Here is a 23,510-nt window from a genome sequence, read left to right on the forward strand (position 1 = left end):
CTTGGCGCTGGAGCTGGTTCCCGGGAAAGAACCCCTTGCGCCAACGCCTCATCCGAGCCACTCCGTCACTGACATTGATGGTACAAAAGCGGCCGGATGATGCCCTCGAACCGCCCATCCAGCCAAGTGCTTTCGTCCCAGTTCCTTATGACCGAAGACAAAGCAGTCACCATCGTCCGGTTGGCACCAGCGGCGTTGGCCGCGTCCGCTCTGTCAGGACCTTCGCCTTATCCTTGCCTTGAAAGGTTAACTTCATGTCCAACTCCTCCACTGTGACGGCTGAGACAGCGGGTGCGCTGAAGCGCAACGCTGTTGGAGTGCCCGGTATCGTCTTCTTCGTCGTTTCCGCCGCAGCACCTCTGGCAGCAGCCCTTGGCGCTTCTCCTGTTGCGTTCGCTTCCCTCGGAGCCGGCGCCCCTGGCGCCTACATCATCGCGGGCGTAGTGCTGATCCTCTTCGCCGTCGGCTACGCAGCCATGAGCCGGTTTGTCACGAGCACCGCAGGGTTTGCGGCCTACCTTGAGTCAGGCTTCGGCCGCACCGCAGGGTTTGTTGGCGCTGCACTCGCCCTCTTGTCATATACCTGCATGCTCATTGCCCTCTACGGAATCCTCGGCTTCTTCACTAGCGCCATCGTTGCCGACCTGACAGGACTGCAGCTGGATTGGAAAATCTGGTCGCTGATCGCCTGGGCCGGGGTTGCCCTCCTGGGCTACATGGAAATCAACCTCAGTGCAAAAGTTCTTGGAGTCCTCATGATCGGCGAGGTCCTCATCCTTGCCGTCTTCGATGTCGGCGTTCTCGCCCAAGGAGGAGCCTCCGGTATCAACTTTGAGGCTTTCCAGCCCAGCAACGTCTTCTCTGACGGTCTCGGCGTTGCATTGCTTTTTGCGGCGAGCTGTTTCGTTGGATTCGAGGCCACTGCCATCTATGGGGAGGAAGCGAAGGACCCCCGGCGAACCGTTCCCCGAGCTACCTATGCAGCCGTAACGCTAATCGCCGTCTTCTACGCGATCTCAACATGGGCCATCGGTCTCGCGCACGGCACCGAGGCAGTGCAGACAGCAGCCACCGAAGATCCGGGCAACTTCGTCTTCGCAGTGAACACGCAATACGTGGGTCATTGGGCCACTCTATTGATGAACGTCCTGCTGGTTACGAGCTCTTTCGCCGTGCTGGTTGCATTCCACAACACACTCTCGCGGTATAACTTCGCTTTGGGACGGGCCGGTGCCCTGCCCAGGTCGCTGGGCAGGTCCCACGCCCGCTGGCAGTCGCCGCACCGGGCAAGCCTTGCGGTCACGACCGTCTCAATTGTCATTCTTGCCTTGTTCATGTTCGCCGGTGCGGATCCGTTTGCTGAGCTGTATGCGTGGCTGATTGGGGTCGGCACACTTGGCGTCCTCGTCATGCAGGCAGCAACCTCGTTCGCAGTCCTGGTCTTCTTCCTGCGCAGGAACCGGACCGAGCTCCAGCTCTGGAGTGGAGTAATTGCCCCGGTGCTGGGTGGAATCGGACTCGCGGGTGCGGCATTTCTTGCCGTCACCAATTGGGACCTCCTGACCGGAGCGAAGGAAGGGGTGCCCGTGCTTCTTCCATGGCTGGTGGTACTGGCTGGCCTGACAGGGGTGCTTTGGGCCGTCTTCTCCAAGGTGGAATCGGTAGCAGGTACCCGTCCCGGCCCTCAGATTGCCGAACACCCTGCACCAGAGGCCCCCGAGGTCAGAAGCTAGGACGTCGCCCTCCTTTGGCCAGGCAAACTTCCGCCGGCCACTGGCACGACTGTAGCCCACGCACTGGTCATTACCCCTAAGACCCATCAATGCACGGAAGTTGAAGGCACAATCATGACTCTTGAGATAACACTCGTTGGCGGCCCAACCGCCGTGTTGGACATTGACGGGTTTCGTATCGTCGTTGACCCCACCTTTGATCCCCCTCAGTCGTATTCCCGCGAGGACGTCCCCATCACTATGGTCAAGACGGCGGGTCCGGCCTTCACGCCGGAAGAGCTGGACCCGGTTCACCTTGTGCTCGCATCCCATGAACATGAAGACAACCTCGACCACGCCGGACGCGTGTTCCTTGCCAACTCGAGTAAGGGTTTGACGACGGTAGAAGCCGCCGCAAACTTTGGTGAGAACGTATCCGGGTTGGAGCCGTACGAATCGGTTGTTGTACCGATGCACGACGGCCGGGAACTGACGGTCACCGCAGTGCCCGCCCTGCACGGCCCCGACGGGGTCTGGCAAGTGGCTGGCCCAGTTATCGGCTTCATTTTGACCGGCAATGGCATCCCAACCACGTACATAAGCGGTGATAACTCCTGGCTTGAGGTCATCGAAGAAGTTCAACAAAAGTGCGGACCCATTCAGGTTGCCGTTCTCTTTGTCGGCGGCGCCCGCTTCGAGGCACTGGGCGGGGACTACTTGACCCTCAGCAACGAAGACGCCGTCAAAGCCGCCGCTATTCTCAACGGGGCAACAATCGTCCCGGTCCATGCCGACTCATGGGACCACTTCTCGCAAACGTCATCCCAACTGGCGGATCTCTTTGAGCGCAAGGGCCTTGGCGACAGAATTAGGGCGCTCGAGCCCGGGCAGTCAACCATCGCAGGATAGGTCCTTGTCCTTTCAAGCATTGCGCGCGGCCGGCAGACGAAGTCCACTCCATGAGCAGTTACCCACTAAACCATCACGCATGAATAGGAAGTCCAATGGGTCTGGAAGAGAATAAGAAACTTGTCGTAAGATTTTATGACGCACTTAAGCGCAAGGATTCAGACGCGGCCGCGAGCCTGTGTGATGAAGGTTTTGTGTTCTACAACCAGGTCGACACCCCGCGTAACGGTATTCAAGGCTTTCTGGCTTCCGAGCAAAAGAATCTGGACGCTTTCGAGGGTTACAGCATGGATATCGAAACTATCGCGGAAGGCGACAATGTAGTTGCCTACATCGTTTTTGAGGGCGATCAAAGCCGAGAAATTTTCGGTATCCCACCCAAAGGTGCCCACCTGCGAATGTCTATGTGTAACCTCTTCCGGGTCAAGAACGGCAAGTTCATTGAAAAGCGCGCCCATTTCGACCGGCTGGATCACATGGAACAACTCAATAAAGGGAGTTGAAGTGTGTTACCCGGGCTTATTCGGTTCGCGGCTAGGGACCGTCATCAGCCAAGCAGCATTTCGTCAAGTACAGGCATGAATACCTTCCTAGCGACACCGCATCTTGGGAGAGTTCCCTACCCAGGGTGAGCCTTGGTTTTGCAACGCAATTTTGCTTACCAAAAGTTTTAGAGACAATAAATGATTAGGAGTAGTTGTGAATCTGCTGGAAACGTCCCTTTGGGATGGAAAGATCTTTGTTGACCGATGGATCACCGGCGGTGGGGGCGTCCAGGATGTCGTCGAGCCGGCAACCGGAAAAATTCTTGGACAGGTCGGGCTTGCCTCAGCTGAGGATGTCGCGATGGCATCGAAGTCCGCAGCAGCAGCGCAGGCTGATTGGGCCAAGGTTAAACCGGAAGAACGGGCTGCTGTTTTACGCCGGGCAGGGGATCTCTGGGAGCAGCATGCAGGCGAGGTCCATGAGTGGATTGTGCGGGAAGGAGGCGGAATTCCCGCCAAAGCCGCCCTGGAAACCCACATCGCCGCTAATGAATGCTGGGAAGCAGCCGCGCTGCCTTCCCACCCTCACGGTGAGGTATTGACCTCAAACGAGGATCGCTGGTCTTTCGCACGGCGCAGACCTGCCGGCGTCGTAAGTGTTATCGCGCCGTACAACTTTCCCCTGATTTTGTCGATTCGCTCCGTCGCACCGGCCTTGGCACTGGGTAACGCCGTGCTGCTCAAGCCAGACCCGCGTACCGCCGTCAGCGGCGGTGTTGCCCTGATGCGCATCTTCGAAGAAGCGGGACTTCCGGCCGGCCTGCTACAGCTGCTGCCAGGGGGTGGAGACATCGGCGCTGCGGTGGTGGAAGCGCCTGAAGTGCGGATCGTGTCCTTCACGGGGTCAACCGCGGCCGGACGCAAGGTGGGCGAAGCCGCAGCCCGGCACCTAAAACGAGCTCATTTGGAACTCGGCGGAAACAACGCACTCGTCGTGCTCCCGGGAGCAGACCTCGACCAGGCGGCCTCGGCCGGAGCCTTTGGCTCCTTCATGCATCAAGGTCAAATTTGCATGGCAACCGGACGCCACTTTGTCCATGAATCACTGTACGAGGCGTATGTAGAACGGCTCGCTGCCAAAGCGCAAGGCATCCCTGTCGGCGATCCGGCATCCGGCGCCGTCGCCCTTGGGCCGATTATCGACGAAAGGCAGCTTGCCAGCATTCATGGCATCGTCGAGGAGTCTATTAGAGAAGGTGCGAGGGTGGCAGCTGGCGGCACCTATGACGGACCCTTCTACCGCCCCACCGTTCTGGTCGACCTGGAACTAACCAATCCGGCCTTTGCAAAGGAGATCTTCGGGCCAGTGGCCCCGGTCATGTCGTACTCGACCGAAGACGAGGTGGTGGAACTGGTAAACGCGAACGACTACGGGCTCTCTGTCGGCATCCTCGGCGATGTAGGACAGGCAATGAAGATCGCAGACCGTATCAATTCCGGCAAAATTCACATCAACGAACAGACGGTATCGGATGAGGCAAACGCGCCTTTCGGGGGAGTCGGATCATCGGGAACAGGGTCACGCTTCGGTGGGGCAGCGGCGAACATCGAAGCCTTCACAGAGGTGCAGTGGCTAACCCTGCGTCCGGAAATCGCGCCCTACCCGTTCTAGCAGACGAGGCGGAATTGAAGTGCCTGGCAGTGAGACACTGCCAGGCACTTCGCTTTCCGTTGTTCAGGGTAGGGGCCCCGCTAAACAACTAGCGCGCCGACCGCTGACTAATCAATTCTGCGCGTCATGCAGCCACTGCCGCACGCTGCCCGGAATGAGGATAAGCGGCGCTAGCGGGACGTTCACGCATGAAGCTGCATTCCGCCCTGCATCGTCCGAGATGTCAGGTCAGTCCTTTCGGCCGTATGAGTGCACTTGGACGGTGGCTAGGTTCTTCCTGCCCCTGCGGAGCAGCAGGTACTGCCCGTGCAGGAGCTCGTCCTCGGAAATCACGGCTTCGGGATCCAGCACCTTTTCGTTGTTGACGTACGCCCCGCCTTCGCCAACCGTGCGGCGGGCGGCGGATTTGCTTTCCGAAAGTCCGGAGGCAACCAGCAGGTCAACGATGCCCATGGCATCCACCTGCACCGTGGCAGAAGGAAGTTCAGAGGTGGCCGCCTGCAGCGTCGGTTTGTCCAGCGTTGCCAGGTCACCGTTGCCGAAGAGCGCAGCCGAAGCTGCGATCACCTTCTCGGTGGCCTCCGCTCCGTGAACGAGGGACGTCACTTCGAAGGCAAGCTTCCGCTGGCCCTCGCGGGCAAACGGGCGTTCGGCCACAGCAACCGCAATCTCTTCAATTTCGGCCCGGCTCAGGAAGGTAAAGACCTTCAACCGGTCGACTACATCAGCATCGGCTGTGTTGAGCCAGAACTGGTAGAAGGCGTACGGGCTGCACATGCCGGCGTCCAGCCAAATGGCGTTGCCCTCGCTCTTGCCGAACTTGGTGCCGTCGGAGTTGGTGATCAGCGGCGTTCCGAGGGCGTGGACACTCTTGCCCTCCACCTTGCGGATCAGTTCGGTGCCGCTGGTGAGGTTGCCCCACTGGTCCGAGCCGCCGGTCTGGAGCATGCAGCCGTAGTCCCGGAAGAGCTGCAGGTAGTCCATGCCCTGCAAGATCTGGTAGCTGAACTCGGTGTAGCTGATGCCCTCATCCGAGTTCAGCCGGGACGCCACAGCATCCTTGCGCAGCATGGTGCCAACGCGGAAGTGCTTGCCCACCTCACGCAGGAAATCAATGGCACTCAACGGTGCAGTCCAGTCAAGGTTGTTGACCATCCGGGCGGCATTGTCGCCCTCAAAGCTGAGGAACCTGCGGACCTGGGCCTGAAGGTATCCCACCCATTCCGCAACCGTGTCCTTGGTGTTCAAGGTGCGCTCTGCCGTGGGGCGGGGGTCACCAATCATGCCCGTGGAACCACCCACCAGGCCAAGGGGCTTGTGACCGGCCAGCTGCAGCCGCCGCATCACGAGCAGCTGGACCAGGTTGCCCAGGTGCAGGCTCGGCGCGGTGGGATCGAAACCGCAATAGTACGTGACCGGCCCGCCGGCGAGGAGCTTTTCCAGCTCTGCTTCGTCCGTGGAGACGTGGACCAGGCCACGCCACTTCAGTTCCTGCCAGATATTGGCAAAGGAGGGGTCGTTCTGCTGAGATTTGATGCTGCTGATATCCCGCACGAGTCACTTCCTGAGATCAAGTTGAGGGTTGGGTTAGGGACAGGCCAGCCCTGTTCTGCCAGGGAAGAAGGGCACGTGGCTATGCCGAGGACGAAGACTTCACGAGACTCCGAGATCACGGGCGATCCCTCGGGCGGCTGTTTGCATGGCAGGGACCAACGCCTGCAGGCGCATCTCGCGCAAAGGAACAACGACGCCGAGCGAAGCTACCGCGTGCTGCTTGCTGTCGAGAATAGGTACTGCGATTCCCCAAGTATCGGCGTCCACTACGCCGGCTAACTGAGCGAACCCTTGATGCTTTGTTTCGCCGAGTAGCGCCCGCAGACAGCCGGTACTGACCCTGCTGTCAGCGTCATAGAAGTTGTCAAGGTACTGGGTTTGGAGTGCTTTATCCTGGTGCGCCATGAGTGCCAGCCCGGCCGATGATATGTGCACGGGCATCTTGCCCGTCACTTGGGCACGGTTGGTCACCGAGCCCCGCCTGGACAGGCGCTCGATGAAGAGAGTTTCCCAGCCGTCCAGAACCGCCAGGTTAACATTCTGGTTCAGGACCTGCTGGATGTCCTCCATGAATGGCATGGCCGCTTGTCGCAATAGCAGGGTGGGAGATGTACGATTTACGAGCTCCCAGAGCCTCAGTCCTGGCCTGACTATTCCTCCCGGGACGGCCTCCAATAGGCCGTGACCGGCAAGTTGCCCGACTAATCGGTGCGTCGATGTCAGCGGAAGATCCGCCCGCCTTGCTAATTCTGAAAGGGACAGAGCGCCGTCCGCTGGGAAAGCGCCGATTAACCTCACGATCCTGTCTACCACCGAGTCGCCCGAGGTTGAGTTCGCCACGGCGGCACCTTCCGTTGAAGTAATACGAATGTAGCTTCTCTTCTCTTCGAGAGTCAGGAGAGTGGCGCCCCTTTCATAAAGCAGCCGACTCAGGTCAAGGCAAGTACCCGCGTCAGCAGGCGCGTCGTTGACAAGTCCACGCGAAGCATCAGAAATAGCCGCAGTATGGGCAGAGGCATTCACCGGCTACCTCGATGCTAGAGCGGAACGACTTGCAAAAACTAGTGCGAAGCGATAGGGAAATCCGATCGGCCGATCTCAAGTACGGCGTTGCAGAGTTTACCGAGTGGTCCGAGAATTGAATTAACAATCTTCAGACTGTAGTCGAAAGTTCCGCCTTACCATTTCTTTCGGATTATCGGTAACGAAGAATTGGGCGTTAGATACTTATAGCGACTAAGGAAGTGCTGTCCCACGTGGCCCATCAGCGAAAAGATTCTACTGCCGTAACCCCTCACGCGCTCACTGGCCAGCATGCCCCGACTAGCGGCTGGTGGAGCCCAGAAACCGAGCCCGAGCCATTTCGATACCTTCAGCGAGGAGAAATGATGCCCGCCTTGGATGGTGAACAGACGCTGTGGAAGTTAGTGCTTGAACTTGAACCATCACAACGTATCCGATTCAGTATTTATACTCCTGGTTTAGTTGACTCAAGATCAATCAGAAAAAATTAGGAAATGATTGCCATGAAAAGCAGACTTCTTGTGCAGGCACGGAGAGCCAATATTCCGGCAAGGACCTCTTGGCCCGGTAGCAACGGTCCGCAACCCAATATGGCCGCAGCAACCGCCGTTACTCACGCAGACAACAGCGTCCGACAGCCTCTGGGCCAATCTAAGCCGCAGTCACCTACAGATGCCCGGGATCATAATCACACCGGACGACACTGGCTGGATGATCTGGGCTGACACCCTGATCATGAGCTGAATAGCTGGTCTCTTAGCTAGCGGGACTACATCACGCAGGAACCGATAAATATGAGCCGTTGTGATCGAATGCCCACGCCGGCCCGCTGCATGTTTGGGAAATCCACAATCGAGGAGTTGACAACGATCGCGTTGAAGAAGCTGGATGGCAAGCAAGAGAAGCTACAAGAAGTGGACGAATTGCTGGGGAAGATTGTCCGAATAGAGGAAGCAGGATCCCTAGTACGTGTTGGCGAGGTAGAAGAAGTTATGCCTTCCGGAGACTTGATGTGGATCAAGGCTTCAGGGTGCGAAACCCGTGCACTATTCGGCCGTGCTCTCGGTCAGCTTGTTTACCCTCTCAACGACCCCAACGGTATGGCATAATGCTGGCTTAGGCCGGTCAGGTGAGCCACTGTAATCGCGGCGGGGTGACATTGCCCCACAAATCCCTGAAAATCCAGTGGCCACCGGACGGATACCCAACTCTGCCAGCGGCCAGTGCCTCTGCTTTGGCCCCTGACGTCGAAACCCTTCCGCACGGATCGAGCGTAAGGCATCCCTAGCACTGGTAACCCGCCACACCTCGGCGCCAGAGGCGCTGGTCAGCCCTCCAGGTAATCCCGAGGTGTTGGCCTCTTTGCCGGGTGCTCCCTGGCAACTACAGGTGCCAACATTTGAGCTACCCGGATATCGGGGAGACAGTCAGGCACTTCGACGTAAACGAGGACGCTCTATCGAAGTCCCAACGCTTGGCCCGGGTTGGCGAGCGGCCAGCTCTTCTAATTTTCGTTGTACCATCGCAGGCCGCACGGTAGGCACCAAAAAGCGCCCGGAAGACGGCGTCCCAGCTACTAAGACCCTATTTGGCGGCACCGGGAAGGGTGCTCCCAGCGCAAAATGCTGATAGCTGCACATGTGACAGCTCCTGCAACCTGCTAAAGGCTTTCGATGTGGCCGCGGCATATCCGGAAAGGATGCGCCGCCGCGAAGTCGTCCGGCTATTCGGGGGCGGCAGCGACCGGACCGCGGGTGATCCGCGTCAGGTCTCCATCAATATCAGAGTAGCGCTTAGTGATGTCTGAAATGCCTGGGTGTAACTTGAGGGACTTTTCTAGCACTTCATCTCCCCAGTTCCTGGCGTTCTCTTCGCTGTCGAAGAGATAAATACCGCCGGCCATCCTCTCCTCGTCATCATAAATCCAGATCTTCCATAGCAAACCTCTCACGCCTGCAATTTTGATGGCCGATTGCATCAACCGCGCGGCCTGTTCGTCATCGTCTTTTGCCAAGGCCCGCCCATAATTCACTTGCAAAAGCTTCATAATGCTTTTCCTTTCGATGGTTCTTTCGCGGGCTGCTGGCTAGGGAGCTTCTGCATGCCAGATGGACATGTGTTCGCGATGGGTGTCCAGCAGTGCATTTTGGTCGTGGAATTGCTCGTAGTAGTCAATGTCGACGTGCTGGGCCTGAAGGTAGACCGACGTGTGTACGGTCGGGAGGGTTCCCGGGACACGGTTATACGTTTCGAGCAGTCGTTCCACCACTGACACGAAGTATCGGATGGTTGCCTCGTCGTAGCGCTGTATCTGAGAATGAACTGCCCCGGCATGACGGTACGTGCCAGTACTTGTGTTGTAAGCTCCGCCGCTGCCAAATTTGCGTTCAATAAAGCGGGCAACAATTTCCTCGGCACCACTGCAATAGGGCGGCGACAGGGTTTCGAAGTAGCCGTCCAGCCCCACGGGATTAGCCAAGGGGGAGTGGGGCACCTGCTTGAACCGGAATCCCATTCCCGAAACGCCCTGATTTTGGTGTGCTCCTAAGAGGGCATTGGCGTCGATCCCCCCATAGAGCCAACCGCCCAACCCCATGGACTGGAGCATGAGTTGTGCGTTGTAGGCAATGATGCCGCTCTCCACGGTAGCCTGCTGTCCGACCAGCTGTTCAAATGCCGGGAGCGGTATCCGTGCATCAGGGTTGAGTGAGCCTTTCCGAAGAAGTTCAGCGGTGTTGCCGACGGGCCTGTCTTCTAAGGCGTCCCAAAGTATGGCGCCCTCGCCGCTAATGATCGAAAGGAAGCCCAGAAACTGCTCGGTTGCGTCTGCGATAGGAACCATCAGAGTTGTCCCAGGACGAAGTGCGTTCCACCTGTTGTGCGCCGCGATATAGGCAGGAGGAAGATGACAACGATTGTCAGTGACTTTCATTAGCAAGCTGTCGGTCAGGGCGACCAGGGAGTCGAGCGAAGTCGCGTGAGCAGCTTGTTCTAAAAGCTCATTTGATGCGGTGCGCAATGCTGTTATGTAGACACCTGAATCATCAATAATCGCCAGTTCGGAGCTGTGTAGTCCTGCGGCACTCGGATTGGTCCGTCCAGTCAAGCGACTCGGGTAGTTGCAACCGGCTTCAGGTGGGCCCGACTCAGTATGGGGCATGCCTAGATGCCAGCCCGTCAGGCCGGTAGCAGCCCAGACCAAGAGAGCCCGTTCATCTGCGCCGAGGGGGTGGGGCTCGTGCCCGGAAGAATAAGCCAGCGGACCATCAGGAATCGTCATACCCAAGCCGAACCGGCGTGACCTTCTTCCGGCGAGGGCCTCGACCAAGGTAAAGGAAGTTACTGCGTCTAACCTGCCCTGCCTAAAACTCATTGTGTCCTTTCGAATTGCGGTCGCCTTGAAGCGCCGGTAAATCATGTGGGCTTTCGTGCGGGGAGCAATGTTCTAGTTGCTGCTTGGGATTCATTCAGCTCGTTGGTGCGCGAGGCGGCCGTCAACATAGGTGCGGTCCACCTGCAGGCGGCGCAAGTCGTCGGTCGTGCAGGTGAGTGGATCCCGGTCCAGGACCAAAAAGTTGGCACGCTTACCCTTTTCGAGGCTTCCTTCCTCGCTGTCGCGTCCAGAAGCCTGCGCAGCGTGGATGGTGAAAGCTCGTAATGCCTCTGCCGCGGTTACCGCCTCCTCCGGCTCGATTGAGACGCCGGTGAGGTGCCGTCGAGCGACTGCAGTCCACATGATTTCAGCAGGCGAGAACGTACCGGCAGGATGGTCGGATGCGAAACTGACGCGGACTCCCGCGTCGATCATGCTGCGAACAGGAATGACCTTGAGGTGGTTCTGGTTCTCCCCCCTCCAGCCTGAAAAGAGATCACCGACATTGTGTGCCAGACCGGGGTTGGCCACTAGATCAATGTCTAGCTCAGCCATGCGTGTTGCCTGACGGGTTTCAGCAACGAAGGCATGCTCGAGCCGAAGGACTGGTTGCCGGCCGAAGGTTTCGCGGACTGCTTCGTAGGCATCGAGAATTATGTCGATGGCGCAGTTGCCCATGGCGTGGACCACAAGGTCGATGCCAAGGCCAGTGGCCCGCAGAGCGATATCACGTACTTCACGAGGATTGTAGAAGTTCGTTCCCACGTGTTTGACGCAGCCGTCATGTATCTGGTGAATGGCACCGCTGTCGGGGTAAGCACGGTCAACAAACACTTTCATTGCACCGCCACGGAGCATCCGGGTTCCCTTGCGGTGGATACGTTCAAGAACGGCGTGGTTTCCCAAATCTTGCCGGTCGAATAGGAAGTCTCCTCCGTGTATCTGTTGCATCGTAAGAGGAAGCCGCCCGGCTTCATCGGCGCGCCGGTATAACTCGGCGCCCTTAGCTGTGACACATGCGTCCCCCACCCCAGTCAGACCCACGGCCAGATACTGTTTGGCTTTGGATTCCAGCAACTCGACAGCGTGATCCCAGTCCCGCTCTGCGTAGTCCTCCCAGGAGATGGAATTCAGTAGACCGGCGGTGGTTCCCATCAACGTTCCAGTGGCCAAGCCGTGGCCATCACGTTCTACGCCCCCGCCCCAGGGGTCAGGGGTGCACTGTGTTATTCCGGCAGCTTCCAACGCTGCTGTATTCGCATAGCCTGCATGGCCGCTGACATCCACAAGGAAAAAAGGGTTGTTAGGAGAAACTTCATCCAACTCGTAACGGCTGGGTGTACGTTTCTCCCTGATTTTGGACATGTCGAAACCGAATCCGCTTGCCCATTGCCCCCGGACGAGATTGGAGCAATGGGCTCGGATTACCTCGAGTACCTCATCCATTGAAGCGAGAGGGGGGGTCATGCAGTTCACCGTTACTGGGGCGAAAGCTGCGAAACTCATGTGATTGTGGGCATCGATGAAGCCAGGGACAACGGTTCGACCTCCGGCATCAAAGACCGCTGCTTGATTTGATGCCTTTAGGCGCAGGTTTGCTTCGCTACCGACAGCGGCGATGCTGCCACTCTCAATCAGGACGGCTCCGTGGACGGAATCGTCGTCATCGACGGAACGCACAACCGCGTTCGTGATGAGCAGTTCTTGTACTTCCACTGGCTAACCTCATTGCTGTTGGTATGAAACGAACGCTCCAGTCAGAGAAAGGGCTACGTCGCCTGCATGTACGTGTGTTGGAAGCCTGGAGGGCGCTTGAGCCGCATACTGCAGGCAATGCGTTCGGGCAACTTTCGTTGCTCCATCGAGAGTAGATGGAGCGCCCTGGCTGTTTCGATGCTTTTCCCGCCAACTTTTTGCCGTTTCCCGACAAATTCGAAGGTCGCTCCTTAACCAAGAAATGAAAGGAAAGCCAGGTCGCTAGTCATGCGCCTTGCGATAAGCCAATGGAGAGAAACCTGTAGACCTTGAAAATGCACGCGAGAAATTCGATGAGGTGCCGAAGCCGCAGGAAAGGGCGATTTGCGTCATGGAGGCGCTGGTTGCCGTCAGCATCGTTTGTGCACGCTGGATCCGCTCCCGGGCAATACAGGCTGCGGCCGTGGTCCCGTTTGCTTGAAAGATCCTGTTCAGCTGCCGCGCTGACATGCTGAGCTCCAACGCTAGCCGATGTGTACTGAGCTCATGATCGTGAGCTTGCTGCTCAATCAGACGAACTGCCTCCACGAATAGACTGCGGGCACCGTTGCCGGCCACTATGCCTGTCAGAGCCTTGGCAACTACCCGAACTCGATGCTCAAAATCGGATGTTACGCCTCCAGCTGTAGTTAAACCGTGGAGTAAGACCCTGTATTCGTCCAGTCCAAGATTTGCGCCGCCCTCGTAGCCCCCCCTGATGCGGATACAGGACTCGCCTTTTGAAAAGAGGTCGCCGGGCACGAGTGTCCGGGGTATCTCCAACAGAACTTCAGCGGTGCCCGGGCGGAAGCCAATAAAAAAAGGGTCCTTTGGGTCGTAGAACAGGACGTCGCCCGGACCGGCCAAATGCATGCTTGAGGCGGACGAGTAGGATACCCCGCCTGCCACGACAACCTTGCAGAAGATCGCCTCCCCAACGGCACCTGTATTTTGTGCCACACGATCGACGATGTGTCCGTTGAGAAAGAATCCATGGACTCGTGTGTCATCAACCGTTGACATCGAGTGGCGCGCCAACAACCCGTCACTGTTCAGGGGGCTGTAGTCAGCCGTCGGAAACAGGGACTCGTCGATGTGATCCTGCCAGACTCGCGTCCGTTCCCGAGTCGTATAGGGTGCAGTCGAAAAGTGACGCTTTCTTCCCACAGCCATCTCCGTTACGAAAGCGTGTTATTGATCAATCCTGGACCTCAGATGCACGGCATAAATAAAGGCTCTGGCCATTGCTACTGCCGATGCAGATGCAAGGCCATCAGCAACTTTGGCATCCCATGGCTGTTCTGCAGCGCAGGCTGCCGAAGCTGTAGACACCACCCGCGGTGCAACGCGATAAGTTCATTCAGGATGCCCGTAATCCTCACTATGAACAACAGGGCATCGGCGATGAAGTGATCGCACATTGCGATGACACTCAACAAACGAGCATGCGAACGGATAACTGGAAAGGGACCCGCGGGAGAAACTTGGTCCTCCTACCGGCCGCCGCGAGGAAGTACCCGGGCACCCCGCCCTTCCTAGCACGGCGTGCTAGGAAGGCTGTACGACTCGCCAGGTCACCCGGCAAAGCTAGGCCGTTCACTCAGGGGTACGAGGTTACCGGATGGCCTTTATACGTCGCCTTCGGTTTGTTCTGCCCAATAAGTGCAGTGTGCGTGGTACCAAGGAAGGGCCCTGAAACCACGCACACTTGAAGCTTTGCACCCTATAGCGCTTGGGGTACTGGCTCCATCCCTTCCATTTCCGAGGATGCATCCCACGCGCGGTCTTTGGCTACAGTGCCTGACGAAGCGTCGGTGGCGGGGGTGCGGGGTGCTTGCTCTGCGGGGACGGTTTCGATGACGGGGCGGCGGACGGTTTTGTTCAGGACGAGCTGTGTGGCGTCTGCGCGTGAGTAGTGGCCGGCCGGGTCTGCGATGGCCTTGGACAGGGAGATTGTGCCGAGGTCGATGTCGGCGTAGATGATCCCTTCCTGGTCTGTTGGGAGGGATTCGTGGAGCTGTTTGCCATCGGGCCCGAAGATGCGGCTGTATCCGCCGCCGGTCGGAAGCAGGGTTTTCTGCAGGTCGGTTTCGCACAGCTCGTCCTGCATCTCTTGGGAGACGATGGCTGTGGGTGCCAATACGTAGCAGGACCCTTCCAGCGCATAGACGCGTGATGCTGAAACGTTGGCTTCGCCACTGAGCGCATAAGCTCCTCCCTCATAGAGCGAGAAGCTGGGCCAGGCGGCGAAGTGGACCTGTTCGTTCTGTGCGTACATAGCGTATTTGGACAGTGGCTGCAGGTGCTCCCAGCAGCACAGGCCGCCGACCCGGCCCAGCTTCGTGTCCCAGACGGATAGGTCGCTGCCGTCTCCTTCTCCGTAGATGGTGCGTTCCACATGTGTTGGCTTGAGCTTGCGGCGCTGGGCGATCGTTTTTCCGTCATTGCCGATGATCCATTGGGCGATGTAGAGGCTGCTGCCGCTGCGTTCGCTCAGGCCCATGCCGACCATGATGTTGTTGTCCTTGGCGGCCTTGGCCAGGCGCCCGGCCTGGGGAGTGCCGTATTCAAGGGAGTTGTCGAAATAACGCTGTCCGAATTTCGCCAGCCAGACTGCGGGGGCATCCAGCCAGGCGTACCAGGGGTATCCCGGAAGCCAGGTCTCAGGGAAAGCAATTACTTCAGCGCCGTTGCTGGATGCTTCTTCTATCAGAGCGACAGCCTTGTCGATGGTGGCATCAAGATTAAGGAAGACAGGTGCCGCCTGGATGGCAGCTGCCTTGAATGCGGGGTGGTCCATTGAAAGCTCCTAAATTGTGACCCGAGTCACCGTGTTCTGGATGCTTCAACGTTAGGTTTGAGGCGACGGGAAGTCTTGCCTGCGCATGGCAGGATGCTTGACTGTGCGTGTCAGCTTTCTCCGACAGCCACGGACCAACCAGTCCTCAATTCAGGGAGGCGGTAGCGGTTATTTTGGGGCCGGAGCAAAGACGACGGGGGCTGGCCAAATTGGCGACGGAAGGCCCTGCTGAAGTGCGCCGAGTCAGAGAATCCCCAGGCTTGCGATAATTCGGTCAAGGTTCCTTTATGGCTGCCCGCGAGCAGCTCTTGCCGGATCCCTTCCAGCCGCTGCTGCCAGACCCATCCCATGACGGTTTGTCCTTGCAGCGCGAAGGCCCGATGGACGCTGCTCGGTGAGAGGTGCAGCTGCTCCGCAATCGCGGCGATGTTCAGTGAATCGTCCCTGATGTTGTCCATAATGTAGCGCTGAATGAGCTTTATCCTCGATGGGCTGTCACTGTCAGACAACGCGCTGGTGAGGCCGCCCAGTCCGGCGACAATCAGATGCTCCAGCCCGTGGGAGACAGCCAAAGCGGCAGACGGGGTAAAAAACTCGATGTCGTCCGCCAGCATTCTTACGGTTTTGACAAGAATCTGGGCAGCCCCGGGATCGGCGCCAACTGCCAGCGCCGTGAGCTTTTCCGCTTCGGGAAGGTGTGCCTCGAGTGCTCGCCGCGGCATTCGGAGCACCAGCTGTTCAAAGTGATCCGTCAGCTGAAGTGAGTACGGCCTCGTCGTGTCGTACAGGGCAAAGGCTCCGTTTTCAATGACGGCGGACCTTCCTTCCTGAGTCACAATGCAGGAGCCAGCCGTTTGGACTCCCACGAGGAAGAAATCCTCACCAGAGGAACCGATACTGCCGGGAGTGCGGTGAACTGATTGTGCCGTGGCCCGGACCCGCGCAAGGTCCAGGGAGCCCAGCGACTGGACGAACAATTCACCCTGAATGTCCTCATGCCCCCCAGCCGCCCTGCAATCGAGACTCACGAAAGCCTCTGAGACGCTTTCAGTCCAGAATGCGACCCTGCTCCCCACTGGAACAGAAGACGTGCGAACAACCGTTGCCATAAGCCGTTTCTTTCTTGGGCGCTTCTAAGCGGTACCGGCCGCCGGCCTTGAGGGCCTTTCATTCGCCTCTTAGGTCATAAGATTCTACTTCTAATCGGATTTCTTCCCTAGGTTTGCGCGTTGAGTAGGGCACCGAGTTGATGCCGGGCCTCACAGAATGATTCTGGTACTAGGGGTGGACGAACCTTTTGCCGCAGCGGGTTGTCGAGCATTGCAACGAACGGGTCTTCGTTCACTTGCCCTTATGCCGCTTCGGTGCAGCCGTAAGAAGCCCGGCCCATTCAGAAACGACCCATATAAGGCCTACGGTGGCCGCTCGGTGAGCTCCCTCATGCCGGTTCTGTGAGAAGCCGCGGCCATTCCTCTCCGTCCAGTCCTACCAGTACCACCAAAAGCGGTTTGATGAGCTGCTCCGGAGCCCGCCCGACGAGAAGACTGGGAAATTGAATCCAAGAAGCGCGGGTGAAGTGGTTGCGCGAGTTGGCAGGAGATCAATTCCCATCAAATGCGCCTGCCCCCCGGAGAGGGAGACAGGCGCACGAGTCAAGAGGGGAGGCAGTCTGAAAATGCGGTATCGCATTAGGAACCTCGCGTCATGCGGATGCTATAACTACGCCGCTACTGAACCGTCGGGTACTCCAATCGGGCAAGCGGGGCTGCCGCGTTTTAGGAGGTGACCGGTTTTCGGCCTTATTGGCAGCTCGATCACGTTTAGCTATGCATTAGTCACGCGTCGACAGGGCTTATGGCCCGTGTGTCCGGCTCGGACGCCGAAACCTTCTTTGGTTGTGCTAGCTGGACGAGGACCAGCGAAACGACCAACGCAATGCTGCTCGTAATTACTAGAGCGGAGTATCCACCCTCGGATTCAATGAGGCGTCCAGCGATGAAAGGCCCAATAGCGAACCCTCCTCCAATGAAGAGGTTAGCAAGGTTGGTGGCGCGACCAGCGCGGTCCAGGTCGGCGAGTGTCGACATGAGGAACGGTAAGGTCCAGGGCCAAGCGAATTTGAACAACAGCGCGGCCCCAGCAAAGCGGAGTGCATCGGGGGTGCCGAAGAATAGCGCGACAGCGACAATCATGCCCAGGTATCCGCCTATCAGCAGAAACCTCCTGTTGGCGCGTCCGCCTACGAGCGTTGCAACTGTTGACCCTAGTATGCCGACGAGGGTGGCGGCCGACAGAATAAGACCTGAGGTGGCAGGGTCTATCGCCGAGGCGGCCGCGATGCCACCGGTGAAGGTCCAGATGCCGCTGAGTCCGATGTAGAAGATCAAACATGCGATAAGGCCAAGGATGGACTTTCCTACATTCAGTTTCGCCGGGTTTTCCTGCGCGAGGGAGGAAGACATGTTGGGGCCGGCGGGCAAGAACCGCACCAGTGGCAAGGCAAGGAGCATGGCCGTGGCGAGCGTCCAATATACGACGCCAATGCCCACCGTCTCGAAAAACGCGGGAAGGACAGCCAGCCCTATTGCGCCAAACGTAAGCTGTCCCACGGACCAAAGCCCGTATACGCGATCCCGGTTGCGGGTTTGGGCGGCGAGGGCCATGGCGAGGACCATCAGTGATCCGCCCGCGAATGAAGTGATGCCTCTTACTGTAACCAGGGTTCCATAAGAATCAAGGAAGCCCGAAAGGAGGTTGCCTGCGACAAAGACTGCACCACAGAGGGTCGCGGAGGCCCTTAAGTTTGCCCGTTTAATCCACAGCAGGGCGGGAAGGGAAGCTAAGCTCATGGCGCCGAGTTCGACGGCGAAAAGATCTCCGGTCTGGGTGGGGGTGAGCCCCATTTGCGTGAAAAGCTGGCCCGCGACGGCGGGGGCCATGAGCAGGAGTGTGGCCGCGATACCGGAAAAAACGACGATGAGGGCTATGCGTCCTTTCGAGTTGGGGTCGTCACCGCGTGGTCGGTCGGCGGGCATGATGCTAGGAGTCATTTTTTCCTTAGTTGAAAGTGCGTGACGGGGAGATGGTGAGGCCGTAGCGGCCGTGCGGCCGTATTAGTGGGGCAGTGCTCAGGCGGTAACGGCTTGGGCAGATTGCTTCTGGTGGGCGAGGAGCCCGTCAACGTAGGTTCGCTCGACTATCACTGAGCGCAGTTCGTCGGGGGAAATGTTCAAGAGGTTGCGGTCCAGCACCAGCAGATTTGCGCGCTTCCCCACCTCGAGGCTTCCCTCTTCTGCGCCTCGCCCGGAGGCATGAGCGGGGTTGATGGTGTAAGCACGTAACGCCTCCGCTGGAGTAACCGCTTCTTCAGGGTCGATGAGAGCACCCGTATAGTGACGTCTGGTGACTGCGCTCCACATGATTTCTAGTGGGGAGAAGGTTCCGCAGGGGTGGTCGGATGCAAAGCTCACGCGGACACCGGCGTCGATCATGCTTCGCAGCGGGAGAACGCGGAGGTGCTCCTGGTTTTCACCCCGCCAGCTACCAAAAAAGAGTCCATCCTTGTAGGCAAGGCCTGGGTTCGCTACGAGGTCAATACCGAGTTTCGCTAAGCGGGGGGCCTGAGCGGGTTCGGCAATGAAGGCGTGCTCAAGGCGGAGGATGGCGTCATCGCCTGTCCGCTTCCGTACGCTTTCATAAGCGTCGGAGACAGCGTCTACTGCGCAATTTCCCATACCGTGGATTGCAAGGTTAATTCCTAGGTCAGTGGCTTGGAGGGCGAGGTCACTTACCTCGCGCGGGTTGTAAAAGTTGCTTCCGACGTGCTTGGTGCAGCCATCGTGAATCTGATGAAGCCCGGGGCCGTCAGGATAAGCGCGGTCGACAAAGATCTTCATGGTGCCACCGCGTAGCATGTGGCTTTCATTGCTGTGGATGCGCTCTACGATGTCAGTGCGCCGGAGGTCTTGCTGAGAGAAAAAGTGGTCCCCGCCGTGGAGTTGCTGCAGTGTCAAGGGGAGCTTTCCGGCTGCGTCGGCCCGGCGATAGAGCTCTGCAGCGCGAGTGGTGACGCACGCGTCACCAACGCCCGTGATCCCAACAGCGAGGTATCCGCGTGCCTTCGCCTCCAGCAGGCCTACCGCCCGGTCCCAGTCGCTTTCGGCATAAGCTTCCCACGAGGCCGAGTGCAGGAGATTTGCCCCTGTTTCCAGAAGGGTTCCGCTTGGGGTGCCAGTACTGTCACGCTCGATGTGCCCTCCCCAAGGATCTGGAGTGCAGGCGTCTATGCCAACAGCCGTAAGGGCGAGGCTGTTTGCGTACCCCGCATGGCAGTTGGACTCCATGAGGAAAAACGGGTTGTTTGGAGCGACTTCGTCCAGTTCATACCGCGTCGGATTTCGCAGTTCCTTGATTTGTGAAGCATGAAAACCGATTCCCCGAACCCATTGACCCGCGGGAAGGTCCTGGCAGTGGGCCTCGACGGCACTAAGCACTTCGTCCATAGAGGCCAATGGCGGAGTAGAGCAGTCCACAGCGAGCGGTTCAAAAGCAGCCACACTCATGTGATTGTGGGCATCGATAAAGCCAGGAACGATGGTCTTGCCGCCTGCGTTGTAGACATCAGTTCCGGGGGCTGCAGCTCCCTGCACTTCGGCGTCGTTGCCTACTGCTGCAATGCGGCCCGACCGGATAAGGATCGAGCTGTGGATGGAGTCCTGGGCATCCACTATATGGACGACTGCGTTTTGGATGAGAAGATCACGATTGGTCACGAAAACCTCGATTGCTTCGTAGTGGTATGACGAATGGTTCTGAGGGCAATGGGTGGCTATATTCGTCGGGGGAGGGGCTGCTGACTGGAATGCATTTGTCTTGGTTGAACCGGAGACAGGTTCTACTCCTCTAGAATTTGACGCCTCTCCTGAGTGCAACCGGAGTCCAACCAGAAACTAGGATGTAGGTCACAGCCGGGAAGGACAATGAGCGTTTTGAGATCAGCCGTTCTCGAATCGAGATCGATCGCTAAAGCTTGATTAGCACGGACGCTGAAGAACTTCCGTTGGACGGAATGGGTGTTACTTGGGAAGATCGTGTCGCTGCACACTGGTACCAGACTCACCCGACAGGCCAGTTCCGGCCACGCAATGAAGCGAGACAACGCCATGGCAGCACGCAAGATCATCTCTACCCAGGTGGCCATCATGGGAGCCGGACCTGCCGGGCTGATGCTCTCCCACCTCCTGGCCAAGTCCGGTATTGATTCCACCGTGATCGAGGTCCGCAGCCATAAGGACATCTCCGAAACGGTCCGCGCCGGCATCCTGGAGCACGGGACGGTCAACATGCTGGTGGACAACGGCGTTTCGGACCGGGTGCTGCGCGACGGGGACCGGCACGACGGCATTGAGCTGCGGTTCAACGGTGAGAGCCACCGCGTGGACTTCAAGGAGCTGGTGGGGGAGTCCGTATGGCTGTACCCGCAGACGGACGTGTTCCTGGACCTCGCCGCCCGCAGGAAGGCCGACGGCGGCGATGTCCGCTACAGCGTGACAGAAACGTCCGTGCATGATCTTGAGGGCAAGCCGAAGGTCTGGTTCACTGACGCCGAGGGTGTGGAGCATGAGATCCAGGCGGACTTCGTGGTGGGTGCGGACGGCTCCCGCAGCCACTGCCGCTTCCAGATCCCGGAAGCGCACCGCAAGTGGTACTTCCATGAGTACCCGTTCGCCTGGTTCGGCATCCTGGCCGAAGCGCCGCGCAGTTCCGATGAGCTGATTTACGCCAACTCGGCCAACGGGTTTGCCCTGATCAGCCAGCGCACCGAAAAGGTCCAGCGGATGTACTTCCAGTGCGACCCAAGGGAAAACGTGGCGGAGTGGGATGACGACCGGATTTGGGCCGAGTTCCGCAGCCGGGTCAACGGCAACGGCTTCGAGCTCAAGGAGGGCCCGGTCATCGAGAAGATGGTCCTGCCGTTCCGGAGCTTCGTCCACACCCCCATGCGCTACGGCAACCTTTTCCTGGCCGGGGACGCGGCACACACGGTCCCGCCCACCGGAGCCAAGGGTCTGAACCTGGCGATCCATGACGTCAAGGTGCTCTTTGAAGGGCTGGACAGCCACTACAACTCCGGCTCCGACCGGCTCTTGGAGACCTACAGCGACCGGGCCCTTGAGCGGGTGTGGAAGGCGCAGCAGTTCTCCTACTGGATGACCACCATGCTGCACACCCCCGCCGACGCCGACGACTTCTCCCGCGCGCGCCAGCTGGGCGAACTCAACTCAGTGGTCTCTTCCCGGCACGGCATGGCCTACCTTGCCGAGGCCTACACCGGGTGGCCTGGCACGCGATAGGTGTCGAGTAGGCGGGGGAGAAGGGTCTTCCGTTACGTATCCCTGTAGCAAAGAGAACCGTTAGCTTTCACCGCAATTGACACGAACCGGAAGAGATCCTGTGCAGTACATTAAGCTCCGTGACCTGACCGTTTCCGCTATTGGACTGGGTTGCATGGGAATGTCCCATATCTATACCGGCCACAAACAGCCCGACAAAGATTCCATCCGCACTATCCATCGTGCCCTGGAACTGGGGGTTACCCACTTCGACAGCGCAGAGATCTACGGTCCCTACAGGAACGAAGTGCTTCTCGGTAAAGCCCTGAAGGGTCGGCGTGACCAGGTCGTGCTGACGTCAAAATTCGGAATGATCTCCCACGCCGGTAATGCGCGGCCCTTGGACAGCTCGGCTGCAAACATCCGTGCAGCGGTTGAAGGGTCCCTTGCACGTCTTGATACCGACTACATCGACCTCTATTACCAGCACCGGGTCGACAAGTCCGTGCCTATTGAGGACGTCATCGGCACGCTGAAAGAACTTATTACCGAGGGCAAGATCCGTCATATCGGCCTCTCTGAAGCCGGACCTGACACCATCCGCCGGGCGAACGCTGTGCACCCGATCACCGCGCTTCAGTCTGAATACTCCCTGTGGACACGTGACGGTGACGACGGAACCCTTGAGCTGCTCAAAGAGCTCGGCATCGGTTTTGTTCCGTACTCGCCGCTCGGCCGCGGCCTCCTCACCGGAAAAATCAGGTCCCTCGACCGGCTGGATACGGATGACTGGCGGCTGAGGAACCCCCGTTTCATGAACGGTGCATTGGAGAAAAACCTCCTCGTGCTGAAGGAGGTGGAAGCGGTCGCTGAAGCAGCAGGAGCCACTCTTTCGCAGGTTGCGCTGGCTTGGCTGCTTAGTAAAGGTGATGACTGGTCGCCTATTCCTGGCACCATCCGTATCTCCCACCTCGAAGAAAATCTGCTCGCCGTGGACGTGAAACTTACTTCGGAACAGATCGTGGCCCTCGACAAGGTCACGCAGCCTGTGGGTGACCACCACACTGCCGCCCAGATGAAACTGTTCGACCGGGAGAATTCACTTACAGATAAACGCAGGGATTAGGGTCATGACCGCGAACCCCAAGATCGCCATCATCGGTCAAAACGAGACCGGGTCCAAGGTTGCCGGTGTACTCACGAGGGCTGGCGCCAGTCTCATCAGATTCGATCCCGCTTCCAAGTCTCCTGCCGGAAGCCTTGAGGAAGCTGTCTCTGGTGCTGACGTGGTCCTCGCCGTGGGTTCTTCCACGGGCCCCTCAAAAATCGCGGATCGTGTTGCTCCCCTGCTCAGGGACGGTGCGCTCTACGCAGATCTGAACGCCGGAACGCCCGCAACGAAAAGACAGATCGCCGCGCAGTTCCCGGATGGTTCCTATGTGGACGTGACCATGGCGCAGCAGGATCCCGGCCCGACCGAAGGGCTCGTCATGGATGTAGCCGGGACCGGAGCCCGACGGCTGATAGAGCTGTTCGAACCCATTGGGCTGACGCTCCGGTATGTGTCGGAGGTCCCGGGCGAAGCAACGGCGCGCCACCTCATCCGCGGCCTGCTTGCCAACGGAATTGCAGGGGCTGTCATTGACTGTCTTTGGGCGGCCGAAAGCATGGGCCTGCAGAGCTGGGCTTACCAGGAGATTTTGGCGGAGTTCGAAGCCAGCTCACCGGAGACAGCTCGGCAGTACTTGTCCGGTACTGCCCAGCACATCAAACGTCGGCAAATTGAAATCATGGATGTGGTGTCGATGCTCAACGAGACCGGGTATGAGAGCACCATGCTTCCCGGGATCGAGTTCAACTACGGGCGCATCCTGCACGGAAAAAAGATCCCGTTCAGTAAGCGCCCGTAGTCCGTG

18 protein-coding genes are annotated in these 23,510 nt (G+C 58.5%); 8 read left to right on the forward strand and 10 right to left on the reverse strand.

Going from position 1 to position 23,510, the window contains the following annotated elements; translation table 11 throughout:
- Positions 1-254: 254 nt before the first annotated feature.
- The 4 genes from EYS21_RS05485 (at position 255) to EYS21_RS05500 (ending at position 4,778) form a co-directional block, all read left to right on the forward strand.
- The gene (locus tag EYS21_RS05485) at positions 255-1,733 is read left to right on the forward strand and encodes an APC family permease (protein ID WP_131132183.1); all 1,479 of its coding nucleotides are present in this window, start codon (positions 255-257) and stop codon (positions 1,731-1,733) included.
- A 114-nt stretch (positions 1,734-1,847) separates the two neighbouring features.
- Positions 1,848-2,621: an MBL fold metallo-hydrolase gene (locus tag EYS21_RS05490; protein ID WP_131132184.1), complete on the forward strand. Its 774-nt coding sequence runs from the start codon at positions 1,848-1,850 to the stop codon at positions 2,619-2,621.
- A gap of 95 nt (positions 2,622-2,716) precedes the next feature.
- On the forward strand, positions 2,717-3,124 hold the full coding sequence (locus EYS21_RS05495; protein ID WP_131132185.1) for an ester cyclase: 408 nt from the start codon (positions 2,717-2,719) through the stop codon (positions 3,122-3,124).
- A gap of 196 nt (positions 3,125-3,320) precedes the next feature.
- Positions 3,321-4,778, forward strand: coding sequence for an aldehyde dehydrogenase family protein (locus tag EYS21_RS05500; RefSeq protein WP_131132186.1), 1,458 nt, complete (start codon positions 3,321-3,323; stop codon positions 4,776-4,778).
- A 228-nt stretch (positions 4,779-5,006) separates the two neighbouring features.
- On the opposite strand, the gene tyrS is transcribed toward EYS21_RS05500, so the two are convergent.
- Complete coding sequence (gene tyrS, locus EYS21_RS05505; RefSeq protein WP_131132187.1) at positions 5,007-6,332, reverse strand: tyrosine--tRNA ligase; 1,326 nt, start codon at positions 6,330-6,332, stop codon at positions 5,007-5,009.
- 99 nt (positions 6,333-6,431) lie between these two features.
- Positions 6,432-7,172, reverse strand: coding sequence for an IclR family transcriptional regulator (locus tag EYS21_RS05510; protein WP_131132188.1), 741 nt, complete (start codon positions 7,170-7,172; stop codon positions 6,432-6,434).
- A 1,043-nt stretch (positions 7,173-8,215) separates the two neighbouring features.
- Here EYS21_RS05510 and EYS21_RS05515 point away from each other — a divergent pair.
- A complete protein-coding gene (locus EYS21_RS05515) occupies positions 8,216-8,464 on the forward strand; it encodes a hypothetical protein (RefSeq protein ID WP_131132189.1) in 249 nt (82 codons plus the stop codon).
- A gap of 614 nt (positions 8,465-9,078) precedes the next feature.
- Here the strand turns inward: EYS21_RS05515 and EYS21_RS05520 are convergent.
- The 8 genes from EYS21_RS05520 to EYS21_RS05555 form a co-directional block, all read right to left on the reverse strand.
- Positions 9,079-9,402: a YdhR family protein gene (locus EYS21_RS05520; protein ID WP_131132190.1), complete on the reverse strand. Its 324-nt coding sequence runs from the start codon at positions 9,400-9,402 to the stop codon at positions 9,079-9,081.
- Between the two features lie 39 nt (positions 9,403-9,441).
- Positions 9,442-10,374, reverse strand: coding sequence for a hypothetical protein (locus tag EYS21_RS05525; RefSeq protein ID WP_131132191.1), 933 nt, complete (start codon positions 10,372-10,374; stop codon positions 9,442-9,444).
- A 444-nt stretch (positions 10,375-10,818) separates the two neighbouring features.
- Positions 10,819-12,444: an amidohydrolase gene (locus EYS21_RS05530; protein WP_131132192.1), complete on the reverse strand. Its 1,626-nt coding sequence runs from the start codon at positions 12,442-12,444 to the stop codon at positions 10,819-10,821.
- 261 nt (positions 12,445-12,705) lie between these two features.
- A complete protein-coding gene (locus EYS21_RS05535; protein ID WP_165478261.1) occupies positions 12,706-13,485 on the reverse strand; it encodes a helix-turn-helix domain-containing protein in 780 nt (259 codons plus the stop codon).
- Between the two features lie 700 nt (positions 13,486-14,185).
- Positions 14,186-15,262, reverse strand: a complete 1,077-nt coding sequence (locus EYS21_RS05540) for a carbon-nitrogen hydrolase family protein (protein WP_131132194.1) — start codon at positions 15,260-15,262, stop codon at positions 14,186-14,188.
- A gap of 110 nt (positions 15,263-15,372) precedes the next feature.
- The gene (locus EYS21_RS05545; RefSeq protein ID WP_131132195.1) at positions 15,373-16,371 is read right to left on the reverse strand and encodes a helix-turn-helix domain-containing protein; all 999 of its coding nucleotides are present in this window, start codon (positions 16,369-16,371) and stop codon (positions 15,373-15,375) included.
- Between the two features lie 726 nt (positions 16,372-17,097).
- The gene (locus tag EYS21_RS05550) at positions 17,098-18,312 is read right to left on the reverse strand and encodes an MFS transporter (RefSeq protein WP_207307689.1); all 1,215 of its coding nucleotides are present in this window, start codon (positions 18,310-18,312) and stop codon (positions 17,098-17,100) included.
- Between the two features lie 78 nt (positions 18,313-18,390).
- Complete coding sequence (locus EYS21_RS05555; protein WP_165478262.1) at positions 18,391-20,034, reverse strand: amidohydrolase; 1,644 nt, start codon at positions 20,032-20,034, stop codon at positions 18,391-18,393.
- 390 nt (positions 20,035-20,424) lie between these two features.
- Here EYS21_RS05555 and EYS21_RS05560 point away from each other — a divergent pair, with 390 nt between their 5' ends.
- The 3 genes from EYS21_RS05560 to EYS21_RS05570 all read left to right on the forward strand — a co-directional run bounded on the left by EYS21_RS05560 (position 20,425) and on the right by EYS21_RS05570 (position 23,504).
- Positions 20,425-21,615, forward strand: coding sequence for a 4-hydroxybenzoate 3-monooxygenase (locus tag EYS21_RS05560; protein WP_131132197.1), 1,191 nt, complete (start codon positions 20,425-20,427; stop codon positions 21,613-21,615).
- Between the two features lie 100 nt (positions 21,616-21,715).
- On the forward strand, positions 21,716-22,720 hold the full coding sequence (locus EYS21_RS05565; RefSeq protein WP_131132198.1) for an aldo/keto reductase: 1,005 nt from the start codon (positions 21,716-21,718) through the stop codon (positions 22,718-22,720).
- Positions 22,721-22,724: 4 nt separating this feature from the next.
- Complete coding sequence (locus tag EYS21_RS05570; RefSeq protein ID WP_131132199.1) at positions 22,725-23,504, forward strand: NAD(P)-dependent oxidoreductase; 780 nt, start codon at positions 22,725-22,727, stop codon at positions 23,502-23,504.
- Positions 23,505-23,510 lie beyond the last annotated feature (6 nt).

Origin of the sequence: Arthrobacter sp. S39, from assembly GCF_004320525.1 — a bacterium.
In the GTDB taxonomy this organism is placed as follows: domain Bacteria; phylum Actinomycetota; class Actinomycetes; order Actinomycetales; family Micrococcaceae; genus Arthrobacter.

Bases quoted from the DNA above. Each gene is read 5' to 3' on its own strand.
- EYS21_RS05550 (WP_207307689.1), bottom strand. From the start codon at position 18,312: ATGACTCCTAGCATCATGCCCGCCGACCGACCACGCGGTGACGACCCC.
- EYS21_RS05495 (WP_131132185.1), top strand. From the start codon at position 2,717: ATGGGTCTGGAAGAGAATAAGAAACTTGTCGTAAGATTTTATGACGCA.
- EYS21_RS05485 (WP_131132183.1), top strand. From the start codon at position 255: ATGTCCAACTCCTCCACTGTGACGGCTGAGACAGCGGGTGCGCTGAAG.
- EYS21_RS05540 (WP_131132194.1), bottom strand. From the start codon at position 15,262: ATGGACCACCCCGCATTCAAGGCAGCTGCCATCCAGGCGGCACCTGTC.
- EYS21_RS05535 (WP_165478261.1), bottom strand. From the start codon at position 13,485: ATGTCAACGGTTGATGACACACGAGTCCATGGATTCTTTCTCAACGGA.
- EYS21_RS05490 (WP_131132184.1), top strand. From the start codon at position 1,848: ATGACTCTTGAGATAACACTCGTTGGCGGCCCAACCGCCGTGTTGGAC.
- EYS21_RS05545 (WP_131132195.1), bottom strand. From the start codon at position 16,371: ATGGCAACGGTTGTTCGCACGTCTTCTGTTCCAGTGGGGAGCAGGGTC.
- EYS21_RS05560 (WP_131132197.1), top strand. From the start codon at position 20,425: ATGGCAGCACGCAAGATCATCTCTACCCAGGTGGCCATCATGGGAGCC.
- EYS21_RS05570 (WP_131132199.1), top strand. From the start codon at position 22,725: ATGACCGCGAACCCCAAGATCGCCATCATCGGTCAAAACGAGACCGGG.
- EYS21_RS05520 (WP_131132190.1), bottom strand. From the start codon at position 9,402: ATGAAGCTTTTGCAAGTGAATTATGGGCGGGCCTTGGCAAAAGACGAT.